This window comes from Rhodococcus sp. NPDC080181, assembly GCF_040702225.1.
GTDB lineage: Bacteria > Actinomycetota > Actinomycetes > Mycobacteriales > Mycobacteriaceae > Rhodococcoides > Rhodococcoides fascians.
Genome location: NZ_JBFBKN010000070.1, coordinates 1 through 1,218 on the forward strand (window position 1 = coordinate 1; position 1,218 = coordinate 1,218).

At 66.3% G+C, this 1,218-nt stretch carries 1 protein-coding gene; it reads right to left on the reverse strand.

What is annotated here, in order from left to right; genetic code table 11:
* Window positions 1–107 precede the first annotated feature (107 nt).
* Window positions 108–1,218: transposase (locus AB0O58_RS26745; protein ID WP_366239037.1), on the reverse strand; the 1,111-nt coding region annotated here is incomplete at its 5' end.

Sequence of the window (1,218 nt, forward strand, 5' to 3'; positions counted from 1 at the left end):
GCCCTCTGGGGGCTGTTGCATTTTGTGTGAGCGGTAGTTCGACGTTGTAAAGGGGTGGCTCGGGTTCGATGCCCGGGTCACCTCTTTTTCGGCCCTGGGGTGCTCATTCAGGCCAGCGCTACGGTGTGTGTTGCGGTCAGGTGGGTGAGAATCTTGCCGATGTTGTGCACCGCGGCGTGGAAGGACCACTCACTCGTCGCCCGGTCGACGCCGCGGCTGGTGAATCGCCGGAATCCGAGGTTGTGTTTGGCATGTCCGAACGGTGTCTCGGCGATGTGAGACCGTTTGCGGTACGTTGCGATTCCCTCCGGGGTGGCTAATCGTTCGGCCATCCTGGTAATCGAATTACCCTGTGGTGGTGCAGGATCCGATACCGGCGTAGCTACGGCCGCGGCAGCGGCGGCTTCGAGTGTCCGCGATTTCCCGGTGGCGATCAACCGGTCCGGGCCCGGTGCGTCGAGGTTCTCGATCGAACAATAGCCGGCGTCGAAGAGCATGATTCCGATCGACGGCGACTCGGCCTCGGCCGGTGCATGGTCGGCGATCACTGCCGCCGCAGCGACCGCTTTGTCGACCATCTGCTCGTAGTAGGTGACATCGGAGGGGCTGGTGCCGACGCCGGTGGCGATGATGATGCCGTCCTCGGCGGTGAATGCTTGGCAGTTGTAGCCCTGCACCCAGCCACCACCTCGCAGCGGCTGCATCCGAGAATCCGGATCGGTGATGTTGCGCCGCACCACCGTTGGCGTTGTCTGCTCACGGGCGGCGGACTGGGCGAGGGCTGCGGCGACCGATGCGCGTGCGGCGATCACGCGGTGATGATCCTCGACCGGAACCGGAACCTTGCCTTTCGGTTTCCCGCCGCGACGCGCAGCGGCGTCGGCTCGCTGCCGATACCGCGCCTCGGTGGCCTCATGGCGTGCAATTTCCCGTGCAAGACGCCGGTGAGCAGCAGCTACCTGCGCGGCAAGCGGTACCCGACCCGCCGGGGACGCTCCCGCGTCGAGACGCTCGAGGTGGCCCTCGGCGGCTGACTTCACAGCCTTCTCGCGGGCATCGTCTTCGGCTTCGATCTGCGCCAACGCTTCAGCGATCCGCTTCGATCGCGTGGTCGGATCGGCCAACTCGGCCGGAACCCGACCCGGGCCCGGGTCGTCTTCGCCGTAGAGTTCGTCCTCGGCAGCATCGACGTCGGCATGCGCCGCGGCCGCGGCGGCG